The following is a 23,868-nucleotide window of genomic DNA, read 5'->3' on the forward strand; positions in this document are numbered from 1 at the left end:
GTCAACCCTTCACGCACACAACCTGCTTGAGCTTCGCCACGACCTCGACGAGGTCCCGCTGCTGCTCCATGACCTGCTCGATGGGCTTGTACGCAGCCGGGATCTCGTCGACCACGCCGCGGTCCTTGCGGCACTCGACGCCCCGCGTCTGCTCCGCCAGGTCCTGCTCGGAGAATCGCTTCTTCGCCGCATTGCGGCTCATCCGCCGACCGGCGCCGTGCGACGCGGAGTTGAACGACGCCTCGTTGCCCAGGCCGCGCACGATGTACGAGCCGGTGCCCATCGAGCCCGGGATGATGCCGTACTCGCCGCCACCCGCACGAATCGCGCCCTTGCGGGTCACGAGCAGGTCGACACCCTCGTATGTCTCCTCGGCCACGTAGTTGTGGTGGCAGGAGATGACCGGCTCGAAGGTAACCTTCGCCTTCGCGAACTCCCTGCGGACCACATCCTTGTACAGGGCCATCATGATCTCGCGGTTGTGCCGCGCGTACTCCTGCGCCCAGAACAGGTCGTGCCGGTAGGCCGCCATCTCCGGGGTGCCCGCCAGGAAGACGGCGAGGTCACGATCAACCAGATTCTGGTTGTGCGACAGCTTCCGAGCCCGCCCAATGTGATACTCGGCCAGCTCCTTGCCGATGTTCCGGGAGCCGGAGTGCAGCATGAGCCAGACCGACCCCTGGCCATCGATGCAAAATTCGCAGAAGTGATTTCCTCCGCCAAGCGTCCCCATCTGCTTCAGCGCCCGCCCCTGACGGAACTTGACCGCCTCCGCGACCCCGTCGAACCGCCCCCAGAAGTCGTCCCACCCCGCCGTCGGCAGACCGTGCAGCCGGCGCGGGTCGACCGGGTCGTCGTGCATCGCGAAGCCGACCGGGATCGCCTCCTCGATCCGCGACCGGAGTCGGGAGAGGTCGCCCGGGAGATCGTTCGCCGTCAGCGACGTCTTCACCGCGGACATGCCGCAGCCGATGTCCACGCCGACCGCAGCCGGGCACACCGCTCCGCGCATGGCGATCACGGAGCCGACCGTCGCCCCCTTGCCGAAGTGGACGTCGGGCATGACGGCCAGGCCCTCGATCCACGGCAGGGTGGAGACGTTGCGCAGCTGCTGCATGGCGACCGGCTCGACCGTGGCGGGATCCGCCCACATGCGGATGGGCACCCGGGCGCCGGGCACCTCGGTGTACGACATACCTTCCTCATTCCCCCGAAAATGGCGATAAAGCAAAAGACGGACCAACCGCTCATCCGCGACAGCGAACCGGCGGGCGCGGCGGCCCGTGCGGTAGACATTGTTCCCGGCCGCCGCCGTGCGGGGGCAACCAGTTTTCGGCGAAGGGAGCCACGGACAGTGCAGCACAGGGCGTATGCACCGGCAGCCGCACTGGCCGCGATCGTGCTCGCGGCCGGGCTCGCGGGGTGCAGCTCGCGGTCGGGTGCCACGGGCGGGGCCGACGACGCCAGGCCGGGTCACTCGGGGGCCTCGGCGCCCGCCGGGCAGCCGGGCAAGTACCACAGCCTCCCCGAGCCGTGCAGTTACGTCGGGCGGGACACGCTGCGCCGGATGCTGCCGGACGGCGCGGCCGCGACCGACGACGACGATGCCGGCGCCGACAAGCTCTACAAGGGCCAGCCCACGATCACCTACGACACCGACCGCCGCGTCGGCTGCCGCTGGAAGGTGGAGTCGCCGGACGGCGCCCGGCACCTGTCGGTCGACTTCGAGCGCGTGGTGTCGTACCAGCCGGGCGTGAGCGACGAGGCCCGCGCCCAGGAGCTCTACGCGCGCCAGGCGGGCGCCGCGCACATCCCGGCGGCCTCCGGTTCGCCCTCCGCGAGCGCCTCCGCCCCCTCCCCGAGCACAAGCGCGAGCAGCGGCAACGCGCCCGGCCCGCAGCTGTCGGCGTCCCCCGCCGCGTCCCCCTCGGCCTCGGCCTCCGCCTCCCCCTCCGCGGATCCGGCCCTGGCCCCCCGGACGCTCGACGATCTCGGGGACGACGCGTTCATCGACGACCGGCTGGCCACCGCGGCCTCGGGCGTGCACCGCGATGTGACGGTCGTCTTCCGGTCGTCCAATGTGCTGGTGACGATCGCGTACGACCAGTGGTCGACGGACAAGCAGCACGTGCCGTCCGCCCAGGACCTGCAGGGCAAGGCCCACGGCCTGGCCCGCGAGCTCGACGCGGGGCACTTCGGCAATTAGCGCACTTCGGCGCACCGCCCCGGCGAGTACCGCCCCGATCGGGCCTGTGCCGGGCGCGGGCCGCGTACCGTGCCGCGTAGCGCGACATCTCCCACGCGACAACTCCACGCGACAACTTCCCACCGAATGAGCGAAGGACCCATGCACCGACGTACAGCCCCGCGACTCGCCCGAATTCTCGCCTGCGCCGCAGTACCGGTGATGCTCGTCGCCACCGGCTGCTCGTCGGGCGGGGGCGGTGGCGAGAAGAAGGAATCGGGCAAGCCGTCCCAGTCGGCGACGCCCAACGCCACGCCGACGGTGAAGGCGGCGACGTTCGCCAAGCTGCCGGAGGTCTGCAAGACCCTCGACGAGAAGGCCATCGACAACCTGGTGCCGAAGGCGGACAAGAAGGAGGGCAAGGCGCTGCCCTCCAGTGACGTCAACGACTCGGCGAGCTGCTTCTGGAGCGGCCTGAACTCCGAGGACGTCAAGAACCAGCAGTTCCGTTCGCTGACGGTCTCGCTGAAGCGATTCGCCTCGGACCCCACCCTCGGCACGGGCGAGAAGCGTGCCGCGGACTTCGCCGCGAAGCAGGCGACGGCGGCGACCACGGCGGACGGCGCCAAGGACGCGAAGTCGGAGAAGACGTCCGGCATCGGCGACGAGGCCACCACCGTCTCGTCGCAGACGAAGAAGGACGACAACGACTTCCAGAACGAGACGGTGGTGACCCGTACGGCCAACGTCGTCATCACCCTGAAGTACAGCGGGGCGGGCTACGAGGGCGCGAAGACGCCGGACGCCGGCGACATGACGAAGAACGCCCAGGACGCGGCCAAGCAGGTCGTGACAGCGGTGGGCAACGCCAACAAGAAGTAGCAGGCGACAACGGAGAAGGGCCGCCCCTCGGGGCGGCCCTTCTCCGTTGCCTGAGCGGCGGCCTTACGCGGCGAGCAGCTTGCGCACGCGGTCGGCGCCCACGGCGAGCAGCAGGGTGGGCAGGCGCGGGCCGGTGTCCCGGCTCACCAGCAGGTGGTAGAGCAGGGCGAAGAAGGACCGCTGGGCGACCTTGAGCTCGGGGGTGGGCTTGGCGTCGGGCTCCAGGCCGGCCTGGACCTTGGGCACGCCGTAGACGAGCGTGGTGAGCCCGTCGAGCGACCAGTGGTCGTCGAGGCCCTCCAGCAGCAGCCGCAGCGATTCGCGGGCCTGGTCGTCGAGGGAGGCGAGGAGCTCGGTGTCGGGCTCCTCGCGGACGATGGTGCGGGATTCGGCCGGGACCTGGGTGTTGATCCAGTGCTCGGCGCGGTCGAGCCGGGGGCGGACCTCGTCGAGAGTGGTGACCGGGTTCCCGGGGTCGAGGTCGCTGAGGATGCGCAGCGTCTGCTCGTCGTGGCCGGCGGTGATGTCGGCGACGGAGGCGAGCGTGCGGTACGGGAGCGGGCGCGGGGTGCGCGGCAGCTCGCCGGCGGCGGTGCGGACGGCGCGGCTGTGGGCGGCGGCGTCGGCGGGGAGGACGGTGCCGTCGGCGACCTTGCTCTCCAGCTTGTCCCACTCGTCGTAGAGCCGCTGGATCTCCTGGTCGAAGGCGATCTTGAAGGACTGGTTGGGCTTGCGGCGGGCGTAGAGCCAGCGCAGCAGCGGCGCTTCCATGATCTTCAGTGCGTCGCCGGGGGTGGGGACGCCGCCCTTGGAGGAGGACATCTTGGCCATGCCGCTGATGCCGACGAAGGCGTACATGGGGCCGATGGGCTGTTCGCCGCCGAAGACCTTGCGGACGATCTGGCCGCCGACGACGAAGGAGGAGCCGGGCGAGGAGTGGTCGACGCCGGAGGGCTCGAAGACGACGCCCTCGTAGGCCCAGCGCATGGGCCAGTCGACCTTCCAGACCAGCTTGCCGCGGTTGAACTCGCTGAGCAGGACGGTCTCGGAGTGGCCGCACACGCAGGTGTAGGCGAGTTCGGTGGTCTCGTCGTCGTAGCCGGTGACGGTGGTGAGGTCGCGCTCGCAGGCGCCGCAGTAGGGCTTGTACGGGAAGTAGCCCGCGGTGCCCGCGCTGCCGTCGTCCTCGGCGGCGGCGCCGGAGCCCTCGGCGGCCTCCAGCTCGGCCTCGTCGACGGGCTTCTGCTGCTGCTGCTTCGGCTTCCCGGTGGCCTTGTCCTTGGTCCGGTACTGGTCGAGGATCGCGTCGATGTCGGCGCGGTGCTTCATCGCGTGCAGGATCTGCTCGCGGTAGACGCCCGAGGTGTACTGCTCGGTCTGGCTGATGGGGTCGTACTCGATGCCGAGCTCGGCGAGCGAGGCGACCATGGCGGCCTTGAAGTGCTCGGCCCAGTTGGGGTACTCGGAGCCGGCCGGGGCGGGCACCGAGGTGAGCGGCTTGCCGATGTGGGCGGCCCAGGACTCGTCGATGCCGGGGACGCCGGCCGGGACCTTGCGGTAGCGGTCGTAGTCGTCCCAGGAGATGAGGTGACGGACCTGGTGGCCGCGGCGGCGGATCTCGTCGGCGACCAGGTGCGGGGTCATGACCTCGCGCAGGTTGCCCAGGTGGATCGGGCCGGAGGGCGACAGGCCCGAGGCGACGACGATCGGTTTGCCGGGGGCACGGCGCTCCGCTTCGGCGATGACCTCGTCGGCGAATCGGGAGACCCAGTCGGCCTCATTGCTCTGCACCTGAGCCACGGCACTTCCTTCCTGACGGTCCTGGCATGACCATTGTCCCAGACGGCGGCACGGGTTCCGGGGTTGCCCGGGGGGCCGGGAATTCCCGGGGTGGCGTGGTGGGCGCATGGGATACTCGGTGCCATCACCACAATGCCGTCTACCGGAATGGCACCCATCCCATGGCTTCGGTTCCCTCTCTCGCTTCCACGCTCCAGCAGCGCATCTCGGACGCCCTCTCGGCCGCTCTGCCGGAGGCCGGTTCCGCCGACCCGCTGCTGCGACGAAGCGACCGGGCGGATTTCCAGGCCAACGGCATGCTGGCGCTGGCGAAGAAGCTCAAGGGCAACCCGCGGGAGCTGGCGGCGAAGGTCGTCGAAGGTCTGCCGGCGGGTGATCTGATCCAGGAGATCGAGGTCTCGGGTCCGGGCTTCCTGAACATCACGCTCTCGGACCGGGCGATCGTCGAGACGCTGGCGGCGCGGGTCGCGGACGCGCGGCTGGGCGTGCCGGTGAAGGAGAAGCCGGGCACGACGGTCATCGACTGGGCGCAGCCGAACGTGGCGAAGGAGATGCACGTCGGTCATCTGCGGTCGGCGGTGATCGGCGATGCGGTCGTGAAGATCCTGGAGTTCGCGGGCGAGAAGGTGGTCAGCCGCCATCACATCGGCGACTGGGGCACCCAGTTCGGCATGCTCATCCAGTACCTGCTGGAGCACCCGCACGAGCTGGACCACGAGGGCCGGGAGGCCGCGGGCGAGGAGGCGATGTCGAACCTCAACCGTCTGTACAAGGCCTCGCGTGCGCTGTTCGACGCGGATGCGGACTTCAAGGAGCGTGCGCGCCGCCGGGTGGTGGCTCTGCAGGCGGGTGACGAGGAGACCCTCGCGCTGTGGCAGCGGTTCGTCGACGAGTCGAAGCTCTACTTCTACTCGGTCTTCGACAAGCTGGACATGAAGATCGAGGATGCGGATGTGGTCGGCGAGTCCGGCTACAACCACATGCTGGCGGAGACGTGCCGGCTGCTGGAGGAGTCCGGCGTGGCGGTGCGTTCGGAGGGTGCGCTGTGCGTGTTCTTCGAGGACGTCAAGGGCCCGGACGGCAACCCGGTGCCGCTGATCGTGCAGAAGTCGGACGGCGGTTTCGGCTATGCGGCGACGGACCTGTCGGCGATCCGCAACCGGGTTCAGGAGCTGGGCGCGGACACGTTGGTCTACGTGGTGGACGCACGGCAGTCGCTGCACTTCAAGATGGTCTTCGAGACGGCCCGCCGGGCGGGCTGGCTGAACGGTGAAGTGAAGGCCGTGCAGCTGGCGTTCGGCACGGTGCTGGGCAAGGACGGCAAGCCGTTCAAGACCCGCGAGGGCGAGACGGTGCGTCTGGAGGACCTGCTGGACGAGGCCGTGGAGCGTGCGGCGGCGGTGGTGCGCGAGAAGGCGCAGGACCTGTCCGAGGAGGAGATCGCCGAGCGTGCCGCGCAGGTGGGCATCGGTGCGGTGAAGTACGCGGACCTGTCGACGTCGGCGATCCGCGACTACAAGTTCGACCTGGACCAGATGGTCTCGCTCAACGGTGACACCAGCGTCTACCTCCAGTACGCGTACGCCCGTATCCAGTCGATCCTGCGCAAGGCGGGCGAGGTCGCCCCGAAGGCGCACCCGGAGCTGGCGCTGGCCCCGGCGGAGCGGGCGCTGGCGCTGCACCTGGACGAGTTCGCGGAGACCCTGACCGGTGTCGCGGAGACGTACGAGCCGCACAAGCTGGCCGCGTATCTGTACCAGTTGGCGTCGGCGTACACGACGTTCTACGACCAGTGCCCGGTGCTGAAGGCGGAGTCGGCGGAGCTCGTGGAGAACCGGCTGTTCCTGTGCGACCTGACGGCGCGCACCCTGCGGCAGGGTATGGCGCTGCTGGGCCTGCGGACGCCCGAGCGCCTGTAGGCGAACCGCTGCTCAACTTCCTTATACGACAGGGCCCTTCCCGGATCGGGAGGGGCCCTGTCGCACACCGGCGTCCACTTCGGCTCCGAGTTCGAACCAGATGAGCTTGCCGACGAGCCCCTGGGGCTGGTCGCGGAGGGCAAATCCGCCCCAGCTGTCGGCGCACCACTGCACCAGCCCGAGTCCGCGGCCCTGTTCGGCCTCGGTCTCGGCGTCGGGGAGGGAGACGGTGTCGAGTGCGGGGAGGCGGGGGTTGGTGTCCCAGACGGCGACGCGTACGCGGTCGCCCTCGCGTTTGACGCGGACGGAGGCGGGGCCGTCGCTGTAGCGGTAGGCGTTGGTGACGAGCTCGGAGGTCAGCAGCTCGGCGGTGTCGGCCAGTTCGAGGAATCCGTGTTCCTCGAAGATGGTGCGCAGGGTGCGCCGTGCGATGCATGGCGCCATGGGGTCGGGAGGGACCTGGAGCGTGTACTCCCAGTCATCCGTGAGTTCGGGATCATGACTCATGCACGCCTCCGTAGCGTAAGCATCCTGACACGCACAGTAGTCATGTTGGTTTGCGAACGCCGGATCAAGCCCGATTCCCGGAGACTCAACCTGTGTGGGTGACGGGCACTTTCGGCCCGCCATCCCCCACGGCTCCTGCTACAGGCCCTGCTTCAGCCCCTGGGCGACCTCGGTCGCCCAGTACGTCAGGATCATGTTCGCGCCGGCCCGTTTGATGCCGGTGAGGGCCTCCAGGATCGCGCGGTCGCGCTCGATCCACCCGTTGGCGGCGGCGGCCTCGATCATCGCGTACTCGCCGGAGATCTGGTACGCCGCCACCGGCACGTCCACGGCGTCCGCGACCCGCTGGAGCACGTCCAGATACGGCAGCGCCGGCTTGACCATCACCATGTCGGCGCCCTCGGCGAGGTCCAGCTCCAGCTCGCGGAGCGACTCGCGGGCGTTCGCCGGGTCCTGCTGGTAGGTCTTGCGGTCGCCCTTGAGGGACGAGCCGACGGCCTCGCGGAAGGGCCCGTAGAACGCGGACGCGTACTTGGCCGTGTAGGCGAGGACGGAGACGTCCTCGTGCCCGGTCTGGTCGAGGGCGTCGCGGATGACGCCGACCTGGCCGTCCATCATGCCGCTGGGGCCCACCACATGGACGCCCGCGTCGGCCTGGACCTGCGCCATCTCGGCGTAGCGCTCGAGCGTCGCGTCGTTGTCCACGCGGCCCTGCTCGTCGAGCACGCCGCAGTGGCCGTGGTCGGTGTACTCGTCCAGGCAGAGGTCGGACATGATGACGAGCTCGTCGCCGACCTCGGCCTTCACGTCGCGGATGGCGACCTGGAGGATGCCGTCGGGGTCCGTCCCGGCGGTGCCGAGGGCGTCCTTCTTCGCGTCCTCGGGCACGCCGAAGAGCATGATCCCGGCGACGCCCGCCTCCAGCGCCTCGGCCGCGGCCTTGCGCAGCGTGTCGCGGGTGTGCTGGACGACCCCCGGCATGGCGGAGATCGGCACCGGCTGGGAGATGCCCTCCCGCACGAAGGCGGGAAGGATCAGGTCGGCCGGGTGCAGCCGGTGCTCCGCGACCATGCGCCGCATGGCGGGCGTGGTGCGCAGCCGCCGCGGCCGCGATCCGGGGAAGGTTCCGTACGTCGTGCTCAACTCCGTGCCCTTCTGCGCGATCCGGGCCGTCGCTCGCTCGGGCGGGTGACCGGGTCGCCGGCCTCCAGGGCCGCGTCGCGCCGGGCCGCGCCGAACTCCGCGAGCGCCTCGGCGAGTTTGTGCACCGAGGGCTCGGGCGACAGCACGTCCACCCGCAGGCCGTGTTCCTCCGCGGTCTTCGCGGTGGCCGGTCCGATGCAGGCGATGACGGTGACATTGTGCGGCTTGCCGGCGATGCCGACCAGGTTCCGCACGGTGGAGGACGAGGTGAACAGCACGGCGTCGAAACCGCCGCCCTTGATCGCCTCGCGGGTCTCGGCCGGCGGCGGCGAGGCGCGCACGGTCCGGTAGGCCGTGACGTCGTCGACCTCCCAGCCGAGCTCGATCAGGCCGGCCACCAGGGTCTCGGTGGCGATGTCGGCGCGCGGCAGGAAGACGCGGTCGATCGGGTCGAAGACCGGGTCGTAGGGCGGCCAGTCCTCCAGCAGGCCGGCGGCCGACTGCTCGCCGCTGGGCACCAGGTCCGGCTTGACGCCGAACTCGATCAGCGACCTGGCGGTCTGCTCGCCGACGGCCGCGACCTTGATGCCGGCGAAGGCGCGCGCGTCGAGCCCGTACTCCTCGAACTTCTCGCGCACCGCCTTGACGGCGTTGACGGACGTGAAGGCGATCCACTCGTAGCGGCCGGTGACCAGGCCCTTGACCGCGCGCTCCATCTGCTGCGGGGTGCGCGGCGGTTCGACGGCGATCGTCGGCACCTCCTGCGGCACGGCGCCGTACGAGCGGAGCTGGTCGGAGAGCGAGGCGGCCTGCTCCTTGGTACGCGGGACGAGAACGTTCCAGCCGAAGAGCGGCTTGGACTCGAACCACGAGAGCCGGTCGCGCTGTTCGGCCGCGCTGCGCTCGCCGACCACGGCTATGACGGGCTGCCCGCCGTCCGGCGAGGGCAGCACCTTGGCGGCCTTGAGCACCTGGGCGACCGTGCCGAGGGTGGCGGTCCAGGTGCGCTGGCGGGTGGTGGTGCCGGCGACGGTGACGCTCAGCGGCGTATCCGGCTTGCGTCCGGCGGAGACCAGCTCGCCGGCGGCCGCGACGACCGCGTCGAGCGTGGTGGAGACGACCGCGGTGGTCTCGCTCGCGCCGACCTCGCTCCAGCAGGTGGCGGTGGCGGTGCGGGCGTCGACGAACCGGACGTCGCCGCCCTGCCCGTCGCGCAGCGGCACACCGGCGTACGCGGGCACGCCGACGGCCGTGGCGACGCCCGGCACCACCTCGAAGGTGATGCCGTTGTCGGCGCAGGCCAGCATCTCGTCGGCGGCGTTGCCGTCGAGCCCGGGGTCGCCGAGAACCGCACGGACGACCCGCTTGCCGCTGCGCGCGGCCGTCATGACAAGATTGGCCGTGTCCCTGAGTACAGGGATGTCCGCGGTTTTTGATGCCTCGTCAGTAACCGTCTGCGCAGGCATGTCCACATGGGCGCGCGCATGCGTGCGCACCACGTCGAGCACCTGCGGATCGGCGATCAGGACGTCCGCTGCCGCCAGCGCCTCCACGGCGCGCAGCGTCAGCAGTCCCGGGTCTCCGGGTCCGGCACCGAGGAAGGTGACGTGCCCGTGCGTGGGGTGGTTCGGGGCGGTGGGGTTCAAAGTGCTCGCTCCCCCATAAGACCGGCCGCACCCTTGTCGAGCATCTCCGCGGCGAGCAACTGCCCCATGGCAACTGCCTCTTCGCTGGACGCCGGCACGGGACCGGTGGTGGACAGCTGCACCAGCGTGGAACCGTCGGTGGTGCCGACGATGCCGCGCAGGCGCATTTCGGTGACAACCTGCCCGACGGCCAGAAGGTCGGCCAGTGCACCCACGGGTGCACTGCAGCCGGCCTCCAGGGCGGCGAGCAGGGAACGCTCGGCGGTCACGGCGGCCCGCGTGTACGGGTCGTCGAGCTCGGCGAGCGTCGCGGCGAGGGGTGCGTTGGTCGCGGCGCACTCGATCGCCAGGGCCCCCTGGCCGGGGGCGGGCAAAACTGCGTCGGGCTCCAGGAACTGGGTGGCCTCGTCGATCCTGCCGATCCGGGTGAGCCCGGCGGCGGCGAGCACGACGGCGTCCAGCTCGCCCTTGGCGACATAGCCGAGCCGGGTGTCGATGTTGCCGCGGATCGGCACGGTCTCGATCCGCCGGCCCAGCGTGCGCGCCCAGGCGTTGAGCTGCGCCATGCGGCGCGGCGAGCCGGTGCCGATGCGCGCTCCGTCCGGGAGTTCCTCGAAGGTGAGGCCGTCCCGGGCCACCAGCACGTCGCGCGGGTCCACCCGGGCCGGGATCGCGGCGAGCGCGAGGTCGTCCGGCTGCTGCGTGGGCAGGTCCTTCAGCGAGTGCACGGCGAAGTCGATCTCGCCCGCGAGCAGCGCGTCGCGCAGCGCGGAGACGAAGACGCCGGTGCCGCCGATCTGCGCGAGGTGCTCGCGCGAGACGTCGCCGTACGTGGTGATCTCGACCAGCTCGACGGGGCGGCCGGTGAGCTGCTGCACGGCCTCGGCGACCTGCCCCGACTGGGCCATGGCCAGCTTGCTGCGGCGGGTGCCGAGGCGCAGCGGTGTGGTGGTGTCGTTCATGACGGCTCCCGTGAGGTCCGCGTGTCGGCGCGGCTGACGGCAGCCACGGCCTGCGGATCGAGGTCGAAGAGTTCCCGCAGCGCGTCGGCGTAGCCGGCGCCGCCGGGGGTGGAGGCGAGCTCCTTGACCCGCACGGTGGGCGCGTGGAGGAGCTTGTCGACGACGCGGCGCACGGTCTGCGTGATCTCCGCGCGCTGCTTGTCGTCCAGGCCGGGCAGCCGCCCGTCGAGCCGTGCCATCTCGCCGGCCACGACACCGGCGGCCATGGTGCGCAGGGCGACCACGGTCGGCGTGATGTGCGCGGCCCGCTGCGCGGCGCCGAAGGCGGCGACCTCGTCGGAGACGATGCCGCGCACCTGGTCGACGTCGGCGGCCATGGGCGCGTCCGCGGAGGCCTCGGCCAGGGTCTCGATGTCGACGAGCCGGGCGCCGCCGATGCGGTGCACGGCGGCGTCGATGTCGCGGGGCATGGCGAGGTCGAGGAGGGCGAGAGCAGTGCCGTCGCCCTGGCGGGCGGCCGACGGGCCCGGATCCTCCGCGTCGGCGGAGGCGTCTGCGGCCCCGCGGGCCGCCAGCGCGTCCCGGACGTCGTCCGCCGTCAGCACCAGGCCCGTTGCACCCGTGCAGCTCACCACGATGTCCGCGAGCGCCAGTTCGCCGGCCACGGCGGCCATCCCCACTGCCGAGGCCGTGAGGCCCCCGGAACCGCCGGAGGCGCCCGGTTCGGTGAGGATCTGCGCGAGTCGCTCGGCGCGCTCCAGCGTGCGGTTGGCGATGGCGACATGGGCCACGCCCGCGCGCGCGAGCGTGGCGGCGGCGAGCGAGGACATCGAGCCGGCGCCGATGACCAGGGCGCGCCTGCCCGCGACCCAGTCGGCCACCGGCACGTCGCGGGCGAGCCGCTCCAGGCCGAAGGTGACCAGGGACTGGCCCGCCTTGTCGATGCCCGTCTCGCTGTGGGCCCGCTTGCCCACCCGCAGCGCCTGCTGGAACAGGTCGTTCAGCAGCCGCCCGGCGGTGTGCAGCTCCTGGCCGAGGGCGAGTGCGTCCTTGATCTGGCCGAGGATCTGGCCCTCGCCGACGACCATCGAGTCCAGCCCGCACGCCACCGAGAAGAGGTGGTGGACGGCCCGGTCCTCGTAGTGCACGTACAGGTACGGGGTGAGCTCCTCCAGGCCGACGCCCGAGTGCCGGGCGAGCAGCGTGGACAGCTCGGCCACACCGGCGTGGAACTTGTCCACGTCGGCGTAGAGCTCGATGCGGTTGCAGGTGGCGAGCACGGCCGCCTCGGTGGCGGGCTCGGCGGCCAGCGTGTCGTGCACCAGACGCGCCTGCGTCTCGCGCGCGAGCGCGGCCCGCTCCAGCACGCTCACGGGCGCGCTGCGGTGGCTCAGTCCGACGACCAGGAGGCTCATGCCGGCATCACGGCGGGGACGTCCCCCTCCGGTCCCTTTCTGCCGCCCGCGGCAGGGCGCGCGGCCACGGCCGCCGCGGCGGCGGCCCCGGCACCGGACGGCGCGGTGGTCTCCTCGCCGGCCTTGCGCTGCTCGTGGAAGGCGAGGATCTGCAGCTCGATCGACAGGTCGACCTTGCGGACGTCCACGCCCTCCGGCACGGCCAGCACGGTGGGCGCGAAGTTGAGGATCGAGGTGACCCCGGCCGCCACGAGCCGGTCGCAGACCTGCTGCGCGGCACCGGCGGGGGTCGCGATGACGCCGATGGAGACGCCGTTGTCCCGGATGATCGACTCGAGTTCGTCGGTGTGCCGCACGGGCAGCCCGGCGACCGGCCGGCCGGCCATGGCGGGGTCGGCGTCGATCAGGGCCGCGACGCGGAAGCCGCGGGAGGCGAAGCCGCCGTAGTTGGCCAGGGCGGCGCCGAGGTTGCCGATGCCGACGATGACGACCGGCCAGTCCTGGGTGAGGCCGAGCTCGCGGGAGATCTGGTAGACGAGGTACTCGACGTCGTAGCCGACACCGCGGGTGCCGTAGGAGCCGAGGTAGCTGAAGTCCTTGCGGAGCTTGGCGGAATTGACGCCCGCCGCGGCCGCGAGCTCCTCGGAGGAGACCGTGGGGACCGAGCGCTCGGAGAGCGCGGTCAGCGCACGCAGATACAGCGGTAGCCGGGCGACGGTGGCCTCGGGAATCCCTCGGCTTCGGGTCGCCGGTCGGTGAGTTCGGCCAGTTGCCACGGTGCTCCTGCGGGTAGAGCGGGGCTGCAGGCGGCGCCTCGTCCCAGGACCGCCCCGTCGAACGCAGGCTATGCCTTTGTGAACGCGTGCACAAAGATGGTGTCCGCTTTGTCCGGGCAAAGTGACCGGGCTCACGCGGCCTTTAGGTCCGATCCGGGAACCAATGCCCGCGCCGTTGCGACCGTCACACAGGCCACACGCGCACCACAGGTGCGTCGACGGGGACACGGGCGTTCACTCCTCACCGCACTGCTGCCTCTTCGGACAAAACGCCCACGATGGTAGTCGACTCAGGCATCCGAATTCACCGTCCCGGACATCGGCGGGAGTTCCGCAGGACGATCGCGGGACGATCGCGCGCCGACGGCACCGGCAGCACAGCGGCAGCAACCGGCACAATGACGGACATGAGCCCGCTGCTGCGCCGTAGCGCCCGCAAGAATCCCGCCGATTCCATCGTCACTCTGATCGGCAAGCCCGGCTGCCACCTGTGCGACGACGCCGAGGCCGTCATCGAGCGGGTCTGCGGCGAACTGGGGGCGCGCTGGGAGAAGAAGGACATCGAGCAGGACGCGGAACTGCACCGTAAGTACTGGGAACAGATTCCGGTCGTCCTCGTCGACGGTGAACAGCACGACTTCTGGCGAGTGAATCCGGACAGGCTGCGCAAGGCCCTCGGCGGATAGCCGCCGGGTAGCCGTTCCGATACGCAGTGTTCACGCCATCGCATCGTCCCGGCTCCGGATACCCCGAACACACTGGCTATGCTCACGGCATGGCCGCACTCGGATGGCTCCTTTCCCGCAAGCGCTCCGCCACCGCCCGCAGCGTGCTGGCGGGCGAGGCCTCGGCAGAAGCAGCCCGCAAGTCCGCCCAGGAGAGCGACGAGGCGTCCGCCCCGCCCGAGCCGGAGACCCCCGCGCAGCCCGAGCCGGAATTCCCGGTCACGGGCGACGAAAAGGCGGCCGCCTTCTTCGACCTCGACAACACCGTGATGCAGGGCGCCGCCATGTTCCACTTCGGACGCGGCCTCTACAAGCGGCACTTCTTCGGCAAGCGCGATCTGCTCCGCTTCGCCTGGCAGCAGGCCTATTTCCGGCTGGCCGGCATGGAGGACCCCGAACACATCCAGGACGCCCGCGACAGCGTGCTGTCCATCGTGAAGGGGCACCGCGTCTCCGAGCTGATGACCATCGGCGAGGAGATCTACGACGAGTACATGGCCGAGCGCATCTGGCCCGGCACCCGCGCCCTCGCCCAGGCCCACCTGGATGCCGGGCAGAAGGTCTGGCTCGTCACCGCCGCCCCGGTGGAGACCGCCACGATCATCGCCCGCCGGCTGGGCCTGACCGGCGCGCTGGGCACCGTCGCCGAGTCCGTCGGCGGCGTCTACACCGGCAAGCTCGTCGGCGAACTGCTGCACGGCCCGGCCAAGGCCGAGGCCGTCCGCGCCCTCGCCACCGCCGAGGGCCTGGACCTCTCGCGCTGCGCCGCCTACAGCGACTCCCACAACGACATCCCGATGCTGTCGATCGTCGGCCACCCCTATGCGGTGAACCCCGACGGCCGGCTGCACAAGCACGCGCGCGAGCACGGCTGGCGGCTGCGCGACTACCGGACCGGCCGCAAGGCCGCGAAGATCGGCATCCCCGCGGCAGCAGCCGTGGGCGCCCTCGCGGGCGGCGCGGCGGCAGCCGTCGCCCTGCACCGGCGCCGCCGCTGACACCCCGCGGGCGCAACTCCGGGCCGTCCCCCCGGGGTTGCCGCACCGTCACCACATCGGGCGACAGCCCCGGCGCGCCTCCTCGCCACGGGCGGTAACCGATTTCACCCCTCAGGCAATCCTGTTGTCATACCCCCACATGGCCCACGACAGTCCTGGCGTGTCCGGATTGCCACAACACGCTGCCGAATCGGCCACACCATCGGCAAATCTGGTCAACTTCCGTTCAGAGTTCGATATTTGATCGAGCAGCAATCGGGCTCAGAACGCATGGAAACGATGATTTGAGCAACTCGGTGTAGCGCTGCCTGTACGAAGGGTTATTCTCCTCAGACGCAAACCGGTACCCACTTGTCCCCACGGCGAGTGAACGGTCCCGCACTGCACGTGATGGAAGCTCTGCCTCTGGGAGTCCCGTGTACCCACACGTCGGGGTTGACGCCTCGGGCCTGGCTACGCTGCGCGCAGCGGTCGTCGACCGTCTGCGCGGCTTCGTCCCCACCGCGTATGCCGTCCCCGCCCTCGCCACACCCGGCCCGGCCGTAGGGAACGGCGGCCCGGCCGGTCCCCTCTACGCCCTCGCCGAGAGCAGCGCGGCCGTCGGCAGACGAGCCCGCCGCGGCGGTGCCGCCGCGACCACGACCACCCGCCGCCCCAGCGCCGACAGCGACAGCGCGCGCATGCTGGACCTGGTCGAGCGCGCCCAGGCCGGCGAGGCCGAGGCCTTCGGCCGGCTCTACGACCAGTACGCCGACACCGTCTACCGCTACATCTACTACCGCGTGGGCGGCCGGGCCACGGCCGAGGACCTCACGAGCGAGACGTTCCTGCGCGCCCTGCGCCGCATCGGCACCTTCACCTGGCAGGGCCGCGACTTCGGCGCCTGGCTGGTGACCATCGCCCGCAACCTCGTCGCCGACCACTTCAAGTCGTCAAGGTTCCGGCTCGAAGTGACCACGGGAGAGATGCTCGACGCCAACGAGGTCGAGCGCAGCCCCGAGGACTCCGTCCTCGAATCCCTTTCCAACGCCGCCCTGTTGGAGGCGGTGCGCAAACTCAATCCGCAGCAGCAGGAATGCGTCACCCTCCGTTTCCTGCAGGGACTTTCGGTCGCCGAGACCGCCCGCGTGATGGGCAAGAACGAGGGCGCCATCAAGACCCTGCAGTACCGGGCCGTGCGCACCCTGGCCAGACTTCTGCCGGACGACGCCCGCTGAGACCGTGTGTTCCTTCCCCCGCCCCCGAACGCTTCCGCGACGTCACCGCGTCCGCGTAACCCGACTGCCGCGCCACTCGTTGTCCGGGATGCAGACTTCCCGAGGTCGCGCCCAACCCCTGTCTACTCACTCGTTCGAGTGGATGCCCTCAAGGCGTGCAACCCTACTGGTGTCCAGGGGAGTCGACCGTCATGACGAGAGGAGGTGCCGCCCGTGATCGCGAATGTTTCGGCGCACCGGCGGGCGAACGCCTTCGCCCAGGCCCTGGAGGACCAGGACCTCCAGGGCGCGGCGGCTGCACGGCCCGGACCACCGGCGGAGGACGCCGAACAGGCCCGGATGCTGGCCCTGGCGGACGGGCTCGGCGAACTGCCGGCCCCCGAGCTGGATCCCGAGGTGAAAACCGTCCAGCGGGCCCAGCTGATCGCCGCCATGGAGAGCCAGTTCGCGGGCGGCGGCACCGCGGTCCCCCAGCCGCGCGAGGGCGCGGCGGCCGGCCGGGGCGCCCACCGGGCCCTGCCGCTGGGCCGGCTCCGGCCGCGCTCCCGCTGGTCGAAGGGGCTCGCGGCCGGCGGCCTCACGGTGGGCGTGGCGGCGGGGGCGTTCGGCGGTGTGGCGTCGGCGAGTTCCAACGCCCTGCCGGGCGACACCCTCTACGGGCTCAAGCGCGGCATCGAGGATCTCAGGCTCGGCATGGCCGACAGCGACGCCGACCGCGGCGGCCTCTTCCTCGACCAGGCGTCGACGCGCCTCGCCGAGGCCCGCCGCCTCATGGAGCGCGGCCGCCAGGGCCACCTCGACCACGAGTCGCTCAACGAGATCCGCCGCACCCTCTTCGGCATGCAGCAGGACGCGGCCGAGGGCCACCGCCTGCTCCACGCCGCCTACAAGCGCGACGGCTCCCTGGGCCCCATCCGGCGGCTGTCCTCCTTCGCCGCCTCGCACCGCGAGGGCTGGAGCCAGCTGCGCGAGCGGCTGCCCCTCCCGCTCACCGACGTGGGGGACAAGGTCAGTTCGGTCTTCACCGCCATAGACGATGAGGTCGAGCCGCTGCAGGGCCTGCTGCACCAGTCCAAGGGCAGGCACGCGGCTCCGGAGCGGGGCAGCGCCTCGCCGCACGCCGGAGGCAGCGCGGGCCGTTCCGCGCCCGCCCCGCAGTCCCCGTCGACGAGCGACGGCAAGCACCCGAGCAGCAGCCCGCGTTCGTCCGCCCCGAGCAGTCACGAAGAGGGCGAGGGGCTCCTCGGCGGTACGGGCCTGCTGCAGCCCGCGCCCGACAGCTCGGGCGCGTCGCCCGGCTCGCCGGGCAAGGACGGCAAGCAGCCCGGCAAGCCGCCCATCGTCATCCCGCCGCTGCTGCCCCCGGACGTCCTGCCGGGGCTCGGCATCCACGGCCAGGACGACAAGTAGCACGCAGCAAGCAGCAAGCAGAAAACGGCCTGTCGAGCGACGGTCGGTGTTCTTCCCTCGGACTCAGAAGAACACCGACCGCCGCTGCACGAGCAATTTGGCCCCGCTTCTCGTCGCCCTCGCACTGCTTCGCAGGCTTCGGACGACTGCGCCGGACTCCGTCCGTCGGTCCGGGCGCCCCGAGTCAGAAAAACACCGAACGGCGCTGCACAAGCAATTTGTACAGCGTGTGCTGAATCGTTTCCCGCACCTGGTCCGTGAGGTTGAACATCAGCATCGGGTCGTCCGCGGCCTCCGGCGAGTACCCGTCCGTGGGGATGGGCTCGCCGAACTGGATCGTCCACTTCGTCGGCAGCGGCACCAGGCCCAGCGGGCCGAGCCACGGCCAGGTCGGCGTCAGCGGGAAGTAGGGGAAGCCGAACAGCCGCGCCACCGTCTTCGCGTTGCCGACCATGGGGTAGATCTCCTCCGCCCCTACGATCGAGCACGGCACGATCGGCGCCCCGGCACGCAGTGCCGTGGAGACGAACCCGCCCCGTCCGAAGCGCTGCAGCTTGTACCGCTCGGAGAAGGGCTTCCCGATCCCCTTGAAGCCCTCCGGCATCACCCCCACCAACTCCCCGCGCTCCAGCAGCCCCTGGGCGTCCTCCGTGCAGGCGAGGGTGTGCCCGAGCTTGCGGGAGAGCTCGTTGACGACCGGCAGCCGGAAGACCAGGTCCGCGGCGAGCATCCGCAGGTGCCGCGCGGCCGGGTGGTGGTCGTGGACCGCGACCTGGAGCATCAGGCCGTCCCACGGGAGCGTCCCGGAGTGGTTGGCGACGATCAGCGCCGCCCCCTTGTCGGGGACGTTCTCCAGGCCCTTCACCTCGACCCGGAAATACTTCTCGTAGACCGGCCGCAGCGCGGACATGACGACCTGCTCGGTGAGCTCCTCGTCGAAGCCGAAGTCGTCGACCTCGTACTCGCCGGTGATCCGCCGCCGCAGAAAGCTCAGCCCGTGCGCCAGCCGCCGGTCCCAGCCGCCTTCCTCCGGGGCCTGCGCCGCACCGGACGGCGCCGACTGTGCGTCGGCGGGCTGCTGCGGTTCCTCCCGCTGCACCGGTACGGGGGCGAGCGGTGCGGCCGCCCGGCCGGCCCGGCCCCGCGCCGGCCGCCTGGGCCTGCGCTTGGCCCGTGGATCGTCGCCGAACGGGATGACCTTCGCATCCGCCATGGTGGGTGCGCTCCTCAGTTCTGGCCGCGGCCGGCAGGCACTAGCGCGGCGATCCGGTCGACGGTACGGGCGAGGGTCTCGGGCGGCAGCAGTCCCGGGCCACGGCTGCGGGCGAAGTCCGCAAAGGCGTCCGCGGTGGAGTAGCGGGGGTGGAAGCCCAGTGTCTCGCGCATCTGCGCGGTGTCGACGACCCGTCCGTGGGTGAGCAGCCGGACCTGCTCGGGCGAGAAGTCCAGGACCCCGACCGAGCGCAGCACCGAGCCCACCCAGGTGACACTGGGCAGGAAGAAGGGGAGGGTGGGGCGCCCGAGCCGCCGGGCGGCCTGGGAGAGCAGCAGAACGCCGTCTCCCGCGATGTTGAAGGTGCCGCTGTTGAGCGTGGAGCGGGCCGGCTCGCCGGTGGCGATGCGCAGCACCTCGATCGCGTCGTCCTCGTGGACGAACTGCAGCCGGGGGTCGAAGCCGAGGACCGTGGGCAGGACGGGCAGCGAGAAGTACTCCGCGAGCGGCGAATCGGCGCAGGGCCCCAGGATGTTGGCGAACCGCAGCACGCACACGGCCACATCGGGCCGGCGGCGCGCGAAGCCGCGCACATAGCCCTCGACCTCGACGGTGTCCTTCGCGAAGCCCCCGCTGGGCAGGGACTTGGGCGGGGTGGTCTCGGTGAAGACGGCGGGGTCGCGGGGCGCGGAGCCGTAGACGCTGGTGCTCGACTTGACCACGAGCCGCTTGACGGAGGGGGTCTTCTGGCAGGCCCCGAGCAGCTGCATGGTGCCGATGACGTTGGTCTCCTTGACCGCGGCCCGGCTGCCCCCCTTGGCCAGCGAGGTGCCGCTGACGTCCATGTGCACGACGGTGTCCACGGCGTGCTCGGCCAGCAGCTTGCCGATCGTGGGGTGGCGGATGTCCGCCCGTATGAATTCGGCCCCGCCCAGGCGGTGCTCGGGTGGCACCGCGTCCACTCCGATGACACGGTCGACGTCGGGCTCGCGCAGGATGCGGCGGACGAAACGGCCGCCCAGTTGCCGTGCGACTCCGGTGACGAGCACGACCTTCCCCAAGATCAGCGCCTTCCTTCCACCCTCACCCGACCAGAAGTGCCCTGCCGCGGCCACCGTAGCGGGTCGTTGTTGCACTGTGATGGCCGCCCGCTGCACAGGGCGACATTTCAAGCCGTAGCGAAGGGCTCACGCACCGCAATGCACCGCAGCCCTCCCACCAGGAACGGTGGAAGGGCTGCGGGACGAGCACAGCGGCGTGCCGCTTACTTCTTGTTGCGACGCTGAACGCGCGTGCGCTTGAGCAGCTTGCGGTGCTTCTTCTTGGCCATCCGCTTGCGCCGCTTCTTGATAACAGAGCCCACGACTACCCTCGCTTACATCGATTCACTCGGTGCGGGGCGTCCGAGCCCACACGACCTACATCGGGCCAGCCTACCCGGCACCGGGCGAACAGCGTAATCCGAGGCCCCCGTCAGGCTGTTTCCACCCCCACGTAGGACTCTCGGAGGTACTCGTGCACCGCTTGCTCTGGGACCCGGAAGGACCTGCCCACCCGGATCGCCGGCAGATGACCGCTGTGCACCAAGCGGTACACGGTCATCTTGGACACTCGCATCACCGCGGCGACTTCCGCCACGGTCAGGAACACGACCTCGTTGAGAGGCCTTTCGCCAGCAGCCATGACACACCTGAACCTTCCGCACATGACGCGCACCGGCTTCCCCTCCGGTGACTCCTCGTCGCTGCGCGCTCACTCCCCAGAGTAGGGGCGGGTGATGCGAGTGGGGAAGAGGAGCAGCCATCGGCCGCCTACTGTGACAGACACGCTCGATTGAGTACATAGCGAGTAAGCGGTCGGTAGTAATCAGACCGCACAGTGTCATCAAGCGGAACGGCGACGGACACCGTCCCCTCGGCCTCCCCGACGAACGGAGCGGGGTCGTCCGTGTCGGCCGGACCGATGGCCTCGATGCCCAGCTGACCTGCCCCGCAGAGCCACCCGTGGTCGCCGATGACCAGGTCGGGCAGGGGTCCGCCGGCGTCGGCCGCAGCGGCCAGAGCGATCCGAACCGGGAGGGGTGAATGCGTATGCGCGCCCGGCTCACTCCCCGACGCCCGCGCGCCGGGTTCACGCATCAGCGCGACTCCTCGGACGTACTCGAGGTGGTAAGTGCGTACCCCAAACCGGGTCGTTATGTCGACACTTCGACCCTGCGCCGGGGTGAGGACTTCGCATCCCGCCGCCGAGAGGCCGGCGGCCAACGCGGCGTAGAAGTCCAGGAGCCTGTGCGGGTGACCGGTCCCGAGCAGCACCGGACCACGCCGCCCGGCCACCGCGGCGAGCCGCTCGGCGAAGGCACCGAGTGCCACGATCGTCCGCTCCGGATCGATCACATCCTGCCCGGAAGTGTGCTGGGGATCGGCCGAAACCCCACACCTGTTGCTCATCAGACGCAACAAGTCCTCGAAGCGCCAGTCATATTCAGGCTCAAGACCGATCAGCACCCGCGGATCCCCGGCAGCGAAGGCCCGGTAGCGCCGGAGACTCCCTTCCCGCGAGGTCGCCACGACCCCGGCAAGCCGCGCGGAGACCAGGTGGTCACGGAGGGCGGACCCGCCGCCGGTTGTGGGCAGGCCGGTACCCATGGCCTACGGCAACAGCCCGTGCGCCGGAAACACCGCACGCCGCACGGCGAGCACGGCCTGGTCCACCCGGTCCGCAGGGTCGTACCCGCCCTCCCCGAAGTCCCGCCAAACCGGCTCCAGCCCATCCGTCATCCGCAACGGCCCCAACTCCCGCGTCCTCCGGAACACTTCGCCCCGCCACTCCTCCGGCACCATCGCCTCCGGATCCACCGGCCGCCCGGCCGCGATCCCCACGAGATGCGTCCACGACCGCGGCACCACCTCCGCCACCGCGTACCCGCCCCCGCCCAACGCGACCCAGCGTCCGCCGGCATGCTCATGCGCCAGCGCATGGCACGCTTCCGCCGCCATCCGCTGCGCGTCCAGCGACACCGCCAGATGCGCCAGCGGGTCGTCGAAGTGCGTATCGGCGCCGTGCTGGCTCACCACCACCTGCGGCCGGAACGCGGCCAGCAGCTCCGGCACCACGGCATGGAACGCGCGCAGCCACCCGGCGTCGCCGGTCCCCGCCGGCAGTGCCACGTTCACCGCGCTGCCCTCCGCACCCGGTGCACCCGTCTCCTCGGGCCAACCGGTCTGCGGGAAAAGGGTTCTGGGGTGCTCGTGCAACGAGATCGTCAGCACGCGCGGGTCCTCCCAGAAGGCCGCCTGCACCCCGTCGCCGTGGTGCACGTCCACGTCGACGTACGCGACCCGCTCGGCCCCCAGCTCGAGCAGCCGGGCCACGGCCAGGGCCGCGTCGTTGTAGACGCAGAATCCGGATGCGGCACCCGGCATGGCGTGATGCAGCCCGCCCGCGAAATTCACCGCATGGACCGCTTCCCGGCTCCACACCGCCTCGGCCGCGGCCACCGACTGACCGACGATCAGAGCCGAGGCCTCGTGCATGCCCGCAAAGGCCGGCACATCGGTGGTCCCGATTCCATAAGGGAGAAACGCCGCGGGGTCGGCATGCGGCACCGCTCCGGGATCCGCCGAGGCCGACCGCACGGCCTCGATGTAGTCCTCGCGGTGCACCAGCCGCAGCGTCGACTCCCCCGCCGGGGGAGCCGCCACGACCCGCACCGCCTTGTCCAGCCCGAAGGCCTCCACCAGACGCATGGTCAACGCCAGCCGCACCGGATCCATCGGATGCCCGGGACCGAAGTCGTAGCCCGTTACTGCCTCATCCCACATCAGCTGTGCGCGGCCGCTCATGACCGTCACCGTATCGCTCGGGCAACACCCCGAACGAGCGGACGTACAACAACGTTGCAAGAACGAGTGTCATCGGCACACACATGGCCCCGCGATAACTCCACGCCTCGCCCACGGCACCCACGAGGGGTGAACCGAGCAGAAATCCCACATAGTTGAAGACATTGAGCCGGGCCACGGCGGCATCGTCCTCGGCGGCGGCGAAGATCTGCGGCACGATGACGCACAGTCCGATCCCCAAAAGGGTGAACCCGCCTACCCCCACCCACGCCCCGGGTGCCGCCGCCACCACGGCAAAACCGCCCGCAGCAACCACGGCCCCGGCCCGGACGACGGCCACCGCGCCGAATCGCCGCACCGTCAGATCCCCGAGCGAACGACCGATGAGCGTGGTCGCCACATAGACGTTGTAGGGCACGGTCGCAAGCTCTTCGGAACCGTGCAGCACCGAATGCAGGTACGTGGCACTCCAGTTGGAGACCGTCGAATCACCGATATAGGCGAAGGTCATGACGAAGCAGAGGGGCAACAGCCCGCGAGCGGCTTTGGGCGCGGACGTCCCTTGCCCCGGTCCGGGGCCCGCGACCGCGGCGGTACGGACGACGTACCACCGGCTCGCGATGAACGCCGCCGGCATGACGACGGCGACGACGGGCACGTCCAGCCGGGCCAACGACAGCCCCTGGTGCGCCCCCAGCCATGCGAGCGACGCCCCGACAATCCCGCCGAGGCTGTACGCGGCGTGAAAGCCCAGCATGATGCTGCGCCCGTACGCCCGCTGCAGGCTCACCCCGAGCATGTTCATCGATGCGTCCAGAGCGCCTACGGCGAGCCCGAACACCCCGAGCCCGCACGCTGCTTGCCACAACCGGTCCCCGAGGGCCACCGCCGGCAGCGCGAGGCAGACGACGGGCTGCACCCAGCGCAGTACGTACGCGGGCGGCACTCTTCGCACCAGGCGCTCGGTGACCACGCTGCCCACCCCGGCCAGGACGGGCACGGCAGCGAGGAAGACGGGTAACAGCCCGTCGGACATCCCGTACTGCTCCTTGAGCGCCGGGATCCGGGTGACGAGGAGGGCGAAGACGACCCCCTGGACACAGAAGCTGACGGTGAGGGCGAGCCGGCCGTGCCGTATGTGGGATGGCATAACGCAAAAATGCCGCAGGCCCCGGTCGATGACCAGGGCCTGCGGCTATCACAATTAGTTCGGCGGCGTCCTACT

General features: G+C 70.7%; 22 protein-coding genes. 7 read left to right on the forward strand and 15 right to left on the reverse strand.

Features of this window, described 5'->3' with window-relative positions:
- Position 1 precedes the first annotated feature (1 nt).
- A complete protein-coding gene (locus HG542_RS26400; protein WP_171085641.1) occupies positions 2-1,195 on the reverse strand; it encodes an RtcB family protein in 1,194 nt (397 codons plus the stop codon).
- 159 nt (positions 1,196-1,354) lie between these two features.
- On the opposite strand from HG542_RS26400, the gene HG542_RS26405 reads away from it, so the two are divergent.
- Entirely contained in the window at positions 1,355-2,206 is an 852-nt protein-coding gene (locus HG542_RS26405) for a hypothetical protein (protein ID WP_171085643.1), read from the forward strand.
- 141 nt (positions 2,207-2,347) lie between these two features.
- Entirely contained in the window at positions 2,348-3,067 is a 720-nt protein-coding gene (locus HG542_RS26410; RefSeq protein WP_171085645.1) for a hypothetical protein, read from the forward strand.
- Between the two features lie 63 nt (positions 3,068-3,130).
- Here the strand turns inward: HG542_RS26410 and lysS are convergent, their stop codons facing one another.
- The gene (gene lysS, locus HG542_RS26415; protein ID WP_171085647.1) at positions 3,131-4,867 is read right to left on the reverse strand and encodes a lysine--tRNA ligase; all 1,737 of its coding nucleotides are present in this window, start codon (positions 4,865-4,867) and stop codon (positions 3,131-3,133) included.
- Between the two features lie 161 nt (positions 4,868-5,028).
- Here lysS and argS point away from each other — a divergent pair, with 161 nt between their 5' ends.
- Positions 5,029-6,786 carry an arginine--tRNA ligase gene (argS, locus tag HG542_RS26420; protein ID WP_171085649.1) on the forward strand — a complete coding sequence of 586 codons (1,758 nt, stop codon included), beginning with the start codon at positions 5,029-5,031 and terminating at the stop codon, positions 6,784-6,786.
- Between the two features lie 21 nt (positions 6,787-6,807).
- Here argS and HG542_RS26425 read toward each other — a convergent pair whose 3' ends face one another.
- The 6 genes from HG542_RS26425 to HG542_RS26450 all read right to left on the reverse strand — a co-directional run bounded on the left by HG542_RS26425 (position 6,808) and on the right by HG542_RS26450 (position 13,235).
- Positions 6,808-7,293, reverse strand: a complete 486-nt coding sequence (locus tag HG542_RS26425) for an ATP-binding protein (RefSeq protein WP_171085650.1) — start codon at positions 7,291-7,293, stop codon at positions 6,808-6,810.
- A 138-nt stretch (positions 7,294-7,431) separates the two neighbouring features.
- Positions 7,432-8,436, reverse strand: a complete 1,005-nt coding sequence (gene hemB, locus HG542_RS26430) for a porphobilinogen synthase (protein ID WP_171085652.1) — start codon at positions 8,434-8,436, stop codon at positions 7,432-7,434.
- Complete coding sequence (locus HG542_RS26435; protein WP_171085654.1) at positions 8,433-10,082, reverse strand: bifunctional uroporphyrinogen-III C-methyltransferase/uroporphyrinogen-III synthase; 1,650 nt, start codon at positions 10,080-10,082, stop codon at positions 8,433-8,435. Before HG542_RS26435 ends, hemB begins: the two co-directional genes overlap by 4 nt.
- Positions 10,079-11,044, reverse strand: a complete 966-nt coding sequence (gene hemC, locus HG542_RS26440) for a hydroxymethylbilane synthase (RefSeq protein WP_171085656.1) — start codon at positions 11,042-11,044, stop codon at positions 10,079-10,081. The genes HG542_RS26435 and hemC overlap by 4 nt, the downstream gene beginning before the upstream one ends.
- Complete coding sequence (locus tag HG542_RS26445; protein WP_171085658.1) at positions 11,041-12,459, reverse strand: glutamyl-tRNA reductase; 1,419 nt, start codon at positions 12,457-12,459, stop codon at positions 11,041-11,043. Before HG542_RS26445 ends, hemC begins: the two co-directional genes overlap by 4 nt.
- The gene (locus tag HG542_RS26450) at positions 12,456-13,235 is read right to left on the reverse strand and encodes a redox-sensing transcriptional repressor Rex (protein WP_171085661.1); all 780 of its coding nucleotides are present in this window, start codon (positions 13,233-13,235) and stop codon (positions 12,456-12,458) included. The genes HG542_RS26445 and HG542_RS26450 overlap by 4 nt, the downstream gene beginning before the upstream one ends.
- Positions 13,236-13,642: 407 nt before the next feature.
- Here HG542_RS26450 and HG542_RS26455 point away from each other — a divergent pair, with 407 nt between their 5' ends.
- The 4 genes from HG542_RS26455 (at position 13,643) to HG542_RS26470 (ending at position 17,585) form a co-directional block, all read left to right on the forward strand.
- Entirely contained in the window at positions 13,643-13,921 is a 279-nt protein-coding gene (locus HG542_RS26455; RefSeq protein WP_171085663.1) for a glutaredoxin family protein, read from the forward strand.
- A gap of 89 nt (positions 13,922-14,010) precedes the next feature.
- On the forward strand, positions 14,011-14,958 hold the full coding sequence (locus HG542_RS26460; protein ID WP_171085665.1) for an HAD family hydrolase: 948 nt from the start codon (positions 14,011-14,013) through the stop codon (positions 14,956-14,958).
- 416 nt (positions 14,959-15,374) lie between these two features.
- Positions 15,375-16,175, forward strand: a complete 801-nt coding sequence (locus HG542_RS26465; RefSeq protein ID WP_171085668.1) for an ECF subfamily RNA polymerase sigma factor, BldN family — start codon at positions 15,375-15,377, stop codon at positions 16,173-16,175.
- Positions 16,176-16,388: 213 nt separating this feature from the next.
- Entirely contained in the window at positions 16,389-17,585 is a 1,197-nt protein-coding gene (locus HG542_RS26470) for a DUF5667 domain-containing protein (RefSeq protein WP_171085670.1), read from the forward strand.
- A gap of 184 nt (positions 17,586-17,769) precedes the next feature.
- Here HG542_RS26470 and HG542_RS26475 read toward each other — a convergent pair whose 3' ends face one another.
- The 7 genes from HG542_RS26475 to HG542_RS26505 all read right to left on the reverse strand — a co-directional run bounded on the left by HG542_RS26475 (position 17,770) and on the right by HG542_RS26505 (position 23,793).
- Complete coding sequence (locus HG542_RS26475) at positions 17,770-18,798, reverse strand: lysophospholipid acyltransferase family protein (protein WP_171085673.1); 1,029 nt, start codon at positions 18,796-18,798, stop codon at positions 17,770-17,772.
- 14 nt (positions 18,799-18,812) lie between these two features.
- Positions 18,813-19,859, reverse strand: coding sequence for an NAD-dependent epimerase/dehydratase family protein (locus HG542_RS26480; protein ID WP_171085674.1), 1,047 nt, complete (start codon positions 19,857-19,859; stop codon positions 18,813-18,815).
- A 203-nt stretch (positions 19,860-20,062) separates the two neighbouring features.
- Positions 20,063-20,161 carry a 30S ribosomal protein bS22 gene (locus tag HG542_RS26485; protein WP_003948845.1) on the reverse strand — a complete coding sequence of 33 codons (99 nt, stop codon included), beginning with the start codon at positions 20,159-20,161 and terminating at the stop codon, positions 20,063-20,065.
- 110 nt (positions 20,162-20,271) lie between these two features.
- Positions 20,272-20,481 (reverse strand): helix-turn-helix domain-containing protein, encoded by a 210-nt coding sequence (locus HG542_RS26490; protein WP_067299677.1) that lies wholly within the window; start codon positions 20,479-20,481, stop codon positions 20,272-20,274.
- Positions 20,482-20,609: 128 nt separating this feature from the next.
- On the reverse strand, positions 20,610-21,446 hold the full coding sequence (locus HG542_RS26495) for a phosphatase (protein WP_373313214.1): 837 nt from the start codon (positions 21,444-21,446) through the stop codon (positions 20,610-20,612).
- 3 nt (positions 21,447-21,449) lie between these two features.
- A complete protein-coding gene (locus HG542_RS26500; RefSeq protein ID WP_171085675.1) occupies positions 21,450-22,643 on the reverse strand; it encodes an acetoin utilization protein AcuC in 1,194 nt (397 codons plus the stop codon).
- Positions 22,612-23,793, reverse strand: a complete 1,182-nt coding sequence (locus tag HG542_RS26505) for an MFS transporter (RefSeq protein WP_171085676.1) — start codon at positions 23,791-23,793, stop codon at positions 22,612-22,614. The genes HG542_RS26500 and HG542_RS26505 overlap by 32 nt, the downstream gene beginning before the upstream one ends.
- Positions 23,794-23,868: the final 75 nt, after the last annotated feature.

The organism is Streptomyces morookaense (genome assembly GCF_013030945.1).
Lineage (GTDB): Bacteria > Actinomycetota > Actinomycetes > Streptomycetales > Streptomycetaceae > Streptomyces > Streptomyces morookaensis.